Here is a 6,092-nt window from a genome sequence, read left to right as displayed (position 1 = left end):
TCGCCGCCAGGTCCGCAAATACCAAGATCAAAAAATCTTCTTCTTCACAACAAACAAACAAAAGCCCCGGCCATAAACCGGGGCTTTTACGCGTCTCAAAACCACAAAAAGAAGTGGCGGGAAGCCGCAGACGGGGAAGACGGCCCAGAGCGCGGCAGTCTCTTAACGGCGCCAATCACATGAGCGGGAAGGTTTCCCTCTCGCTATGGAGCCTTCTCCCCCTCGACCTTGAACGGCATTTGCGCGACATAGGCGCAACGACGCTTTGACCTTCGATGTCGAAGCCGACCCCATCTTCGAGAGGCAGATTCGATATGTCGAAAATTCCCGCCACCGTCATCACCGGCTTCCTGGGCGCGGGCAAGACGACGCTGATCCGCAACATGCTTGCCAATGCTGGCGGTCGCAAGATCGCTCTCATCATCAACGAGTTCGGTGATCTGGGCGTCGATGGCAACATCCTCACCGGCTGCGGGATCGAAACCTGCACCGAGGACGACGTGGTCGAGCTCACCAATGGCTGCATCTGCTGTACGGTCGCCGACGATTTCATTCCGACGATGGCGAAGCTTCTCGCGCGCGAGGACAAGCCCGATCACATCGTGATCGAGACGAGCGGCCTTGCGTTGCCACAGCCGCTGGTTGCCGCGTTCAACTGGCCGGAGGTGAAGACCAATGTGACTGTCGACGGCGTCGTGACGGTCGTCGATGCGGCAGCTGTCGCCGATGGTCGGTTTGCCGCCGACGAGGAGAAGGTCGCGGCCCAACGGGCGTCGGACGAGAGTCTCGATCATGACAACCCGCTGGAAGAGCTCTTTGAGGATCAGCTTCGCGCGGCCGATCTCGTCGTTCTCAATAAGGCGGACCTGATCGATCGCGAGGCGCTAGAAAAGGTTCGCTCGGCGATCGCCGCCAAGACGGAGCGGACGGTTCGAACCGTCGCAAGTGAGAACGGAAAGCTCCCGACCGATGTCCTTCTCGGCATCGAGGCAGGGACGGAAAGTCTGATCGCCGATCGCAAATCGCATCACGAGATGGAGCATGAAAGCGGCGAGCCGCACGACCACGATCACGACGAATTCGAGAGTTTCGTGGTGGGGGCTGGTCCGCTCGCCGATCGGGAAGCGTTCGAGACGAAGCTCCCTGAGCTCATCGCGCGGCATGACATTTTGCGGCTGAAGGGCTTTGCCGACGTGCCGGGCAAGAAGATGCGGCTCGTCGTCCAGGCTGTCGGCAAGAGGCTCGAAACCTATTTCGACCGGCCTTGGAAACCGGAGGAAAGCCGGGAGACGAAGCTCGTCGTCATCGGTCTGCACCACGACCTCGATGCGGCCGCCCGTGAAGACATCACCAGCGAACTGAACGCGATCGTCTCTGGAGAAGCGCGTCAGGCTGCGGAATAAGCGGCCTTAAGGAATGCATCTTCTTCTTGCCCAGAGGGGAACGATCGACGACGGGGGCGAGGCGGTCGATCTCGGTCAATCGCCGGCCGATGTCGTCATCCTGACAGCGGCGGATACGGAAATCGCGAGTCTGTCGGGTGCGGCCCGTCGGCTAGGCGGCGAAGCCCCGTCCCTGCGTCTCGTAAATTTTCTGCGGCTCAAACATCCGATGTCGGTGGATGCCTATATCGAGCGCACGGCCCGGCACGCGAAGCTCATTGTCCTGCGTCTGCTCGGTGGTCGCGCCTATTGGCCATACGGGCTTGATGCACTCCACGCGGCTGCGAAGAAGTCTGGCGCAAAGCTCTGCGTTTTGCCGGGCGACGACAAGCCGGATGTCGGTCTCGACGGATACGATATGCTGGAGGCGTCTTCGCGCGCCCAGCTCTGGCGCTATCTCCTCGAAGGTGGTGCCCAGAATGCCGACAATTTCCTGCGGGCCTGTAACGCTCTTCTGGACGGATCGGAACTGCCGGAAGACGCGCGGCCGCTGCTGAAGGCGGGAACGCTGGATGTGGGGCAGACCGGGAACCGATCAGATAGCCCCCGCGCCGCGATCGTCTTCTATCGGGCCCTCGTCCAGAGTGGCCAGACCCAGGCGGTGGAAGCATTGGCGACTGCCATGGCGGAAGCCGGGCTCGAGACGCAGGCGATCTTCGTCTCAAGCCTCAAGGACCCGGTGTCGATCGAGACGGTGCGCGGCCTTTTCGCAAAACATCCGCCCGACGTGGTCGTGAACCTCACCGGGTTTGCAGTCTCGTCGCCGGGCGCGGAGCGGGTGCCGACCGTTCTTGAAGAAAGCGGCGCCTTCGTCATGCAGGCCGTGCTTGCCAGCGGCGATGCCGAGGCCTGGGAAGTGTCCAGCCAGGGACTTTCTGCGCGCGATCTTGCCATGAGCGTGGCTCTGCCGGAGGTCGATGGCCGGGTATTGTCCCGCGCGATCGCGTTCAAGACCGCCGGCGAATGGGACGAGCTGACCCAAACCGATATCGTCGCCCACAAACCTCTTGCGAACCGTGTGGAGTTCGTGGCGGCTCTTGCCGCGCGCTGGGCCCGGCTGCGGGGGAAGACCAATGCGGATAAGCGGATCGCGCTCGTCCTCGCCAATTATCCGAACCGCGACGGGCGGCTCGGCAACGGCGTCGGTCTCGATACGCCCGCCGGAACGATCGAGGTGCTGCGGGCGATGGACGCGGCGGGCTATGCCATCGGCGAGATTCCTTCAGGCGGCAATGCGCTGATCGACCATCTGATGGCGGGGCCGACCAATGCAGGGACGAGGGCGCGCGAGATTCGCGAGACGCTCTCGCTCGCCGATTACAACGCCTTTTTTGAAACGCTTCCCCAAGCCGTCCGCGACAAGGTGAGGGACCGCTGGGGCGAAGCTAAGTCCGATCCGTTCGTCATCCGGCACGAGGGGGTGGATGTGTTCGCCCTGCCGATCAGCCGGCTCGGCAATACGCTTCTCGGCATCCAGCCGGCGCGCGGGTACAATATCGATCCTAAGGAGACCTATCACTCGCCGGATCTCGTGCCGCCGCACAACTACATCGCCTTCTACGCCTATTTGCGCAGGAAGGCCGATGCGGATGCCGTCGTGCATATGGGCAAGCACGGCAATCTGGAATGGCTGCCTGGCAAGGCGCTGGCCGTGTCGGAAACCTGTTTTCCCGAAGCGGTCTTCGGTCCGATACCGCATCTCTACCCGTTCATCGTCAACGATCCGGGTGAGGGGACGCAGGCCAAGCGGCGAACGAGCGCCGTGATCGTCGATCACCTGACGCCGCCTCTGACCCGCGCCGAGACCTATGGCGATCTGAAGGACCTCGAAGCTCTGGTCGACGAGTATTACGAAGCTTCGGGAACCGATCCGCGTCGGTTGGCACTGTTGAAGCCGCGCATTCTCGATCTCGTGCGAGATACCGGCCTCGATCAGGATGCCGGGATCGGTGCGGACGAGGGAGAGGAAACGGCGCTCGAAAAGCTCGATGCCTATCTTTGCGATCTGAAGGAAATGCAGATCCGCGACGGGCTCCATATCTTCGGCAAGGCGCCGGAATGCCGGCTTCTGACGGACCTGACCGTTGCGCTCGCCCGGCTTCCGCGCGGCCATGAGCCGGCGGAGGGATCGCTCCACCGGGCGATTGCGGCGGATCTTCTGGGTGATCCGGATTTCGACCCCCTCGATTGCGACATGGCTGCACCGTGGAAGGGTGTGCGTCCACAACGTCTTCAGGCGATGTCCACCGATCCGTGGCGAACCAACGGAGACACGCTGGAGCGGATCGAAATGCTTGCGGCACAGCTAGTTGCGGGCGAAATTTGCCCGGATGGAATGCCGCGAACGGCGGACATCCTTTCCGATATCCACAACCGGCTGATGCCGTCGGTCGAGGCTTGTGGAAAAGCGGAAATCGACGGGCTGTTGACGGGGCTTGCAGGCCGCTTCGTCTCGCCGGGACCGTCCGGCGCTCCGACCCGGGGGCGACCGGACGTTTTGCCGACGGGGCGGAATTTCTTCTCGGTCGATACGCGGGCCGTGCCCACGGAAACCGCCTTCGAGCTCGGACGAAAATCAGCCGAACTGCTTGTTACGCGGCATATGCAGGATCATGGCGAGGCTCCTCAAAGCATCGGTCTGACAGCCTGGGGGACCTCGAACATGCGAACGGGCGGCGACGACATCGCGCAAGGCTTGGCGCTGATCGGCGTTACGCCGGAATGGGACCGCGCCTCGCGCCGGGTCACCGGCTTCCGCGTTCTGACGCTGGCCGAGCTCGGCCGCCCGCGCGTCGACGTGACGCTCCGCATTTCCGGCTTTTTTCGTGATGCCTTTCCGGACCAGATCATGCTTTTCGATCGCGCGGTGCGGGCTGTGGCCGCGCTCGACGAGGATGGGGAGGACAATCCCATCGCGGCGCGGATCTCGGCGGAGACGAAAGACCTGATCGCTTCGGGGGCGAGCGAGGAGGAGGCCGCGAAGCGCGCTGGCTTCCGGGTCTATGGCTCCAAACCGGGCGCCTATGGTGCAGGGCTTCAGGCACTGATCGACGAAAAGGGTTGGGACTCCGCCGCCGATCTCGCCGAAAGCTATCTTCAATGGGGCGGATATGCCTATGGTCGCGGTGCCGAGGGGACGCCTGAGCGTCAGGGCTTCGAAAAGCGGCTCGCCGGGATCGACGCTGTCGTCCAGAATCAGGACAACCGCGAGCATGATCTTCTCGATTCCGACGATTATTATCAGTTCGAGGGCGGCATGACCGCCGCCGCCGAGCACCTGTCCGGTTCTCGGCCCGCGATCTATCACAACGATCATTCGCGGCCCGAGCGGCCTGTCATCCGGGCGCTCGACGAGGAGATCGGGCGGGTCGTCCGCGCCCGCGTCGTCAATCCGAAGTGGATCGCCGGCGTCATGCGACACGGCTACAAGGGCGCTTTCGAAATCACGGCGACGGTCGACTATATGTTCGCCTTCGCGGCGACCACGGGCGCTGTGAAGGATCATCATTTCGAGGCCGTCTATCGCGCCTTCGTGCTCGATCCGCACGTGAGGGTCTTCATGGAGGAGAACAACCGAAACGCCTTCGAAGAGATGGCGGACCGGCTTGGAGAGGCGATCGAGCGAGGCCTCTGGACGCCCAAAAGCAACTCGGCGCGCGTCGAGCTTGCCGAAATCGCTCGCAAGCGGACGAGCGTGGGCGGCGAGGACAGCGAGACAGCCCATGCCTGACGACCGTGCGCAAGACTTGCCGGAGGGCATCCTTCGGGTGACGGCGGACAATCCCGGCCCGATGACCTTCAAGGGCACCAACAGCTATGTGGTCGGGAACACTGAAGCCTGCGTCCTGGTCGATCCGGGTCCAGAAGACAGCGCCCAATTGGACGCTCTTTCAAAGGCTGTCGGGTCGCGCCGGGTCGAAGCCCTGCTTCTTACCCATCGCCATAGCGATCACAGCGGTCTGGTTGATGGCGCCAGAAGGCACTTCGACGCGCCGCTGCTGGCGGCGCCATCGCCTGAGATCGCCTATCAGGATTCGGTGGATTTCGCCGCGCTGCATCCTGACCGAGCTCTTGTTGACGGCGAAACGCTCGATCTCGCCGGCCAGCGGATCGATGTCGTCGCAACGCCCGGTCATACGTCGGACCATATTGCCTTTGCCCTTCCGGCCCTTGGCCTTCTCTTGAGCGGCGATCACGTGATGGGTTGGTCGACGACGGTCGTCATTCCGCCCGATGGCTCCATGCGCCAGTATCGCGATTCGCTGAAAAAGCTGATGGAACGGGCGGAGACCGTCTATCTGCCGGGTCATGGCGACCCGATCGAACGGCCGGGCCGGCTCGTTCGCAATTTTCTCACCCATCGAAGACAACGCGAGGAAATGATTCTCGCAAGCCTCACCGACGCTCCCGCTACCATCGCTCAGCTCGTTGAACGCCACTATCCGGGCGTCGAAGGCGGGCTGGCGGTTGCGGCGGGCTACTCGGTCCGCGCCCATCTGGTCGAACTGTTCGAGCGCGGTGTCCTCGCGGGCCCGGACCCTCTCGCCAGTGATGGACCGTTTAGGATCGGATAGCGCTACCTGCTTGCGGCATCGCGTTTTTTTGAACCGTCCACCGATAAGGGTCGGTACGGTTTATGCCTTCCTTAAA

The 6,092-nt window shown here is 62.8% G+C and carries 4 protein-coding genes; all 4 read left to right on the top strand.

The annotated features are described in order from the left end of the window. A partial coding sequence (locus ABDX79_RS05600; protein WP_346219267.1) for a hypothetical protein occupies window positions 1-269 on the top strand: 269 nt, incomplete at its 5' end. Window positions 270-275: 6 nt separating this feature from the next. Continuing rightward, the gene (cobW, locus tag ABDX79_RS05595; protein WP_463671114.1) at window positions 276-1,403 is read left to right on the top strand and encodes a cobalamin biosynthesis protein CobW; all 1,128 of its coding nucleotides are present in this window, start codon (window positions 276-278) and stop codon (window positions 1,401-1,403) included. A 13-nt stretch (window positions 1,404-1,416) separates the two neighbouring features. Further along, window positions 1,417-5,172 carry a cobaltochelatase subunit CobN gene (gene cobN, locus ABDX79_RS05590; protein ID WP_346219265.1) on the top strand — a complete coding sequence of 1,252 codons (3,756 nt, stop codon included), beginning with the start codon at window positions 1,417-1,419 and terminating at the stop codon, window positions 5,170-5,172. Then, window positions 5,165-6,016: an MBL fold metallo-hydrolase gene (locus ABDX79_RS05585; protein WP_346219264.1), complete on the top strand. Its 852-nt coding sequence runs from the start codon at window positions 5,165-5,167 to the stop codon at window positions 6,014-6,016. Before cobN ends, ABDX79_RS05585 begins: the two co-directional genes overlap by 8 nt. The last annotated feature ends 76 nt before the right edge of the window (window positions 6,017-6,092 follow it).

The sequence above is a fragment of the Fulvimarina fulva genome (assembly GCF_039652615.1).
Classification (GTDB): Bacteria; Pseudomonadota; Alphaproteobacteria; order Rhizobiales; family Rhizobiaceae; genus Fulvimarina.
Note: the sequence above shows the minus strand (reverse complement) of the source record. Positions and strands in the feature narration are given on the sequence as shown.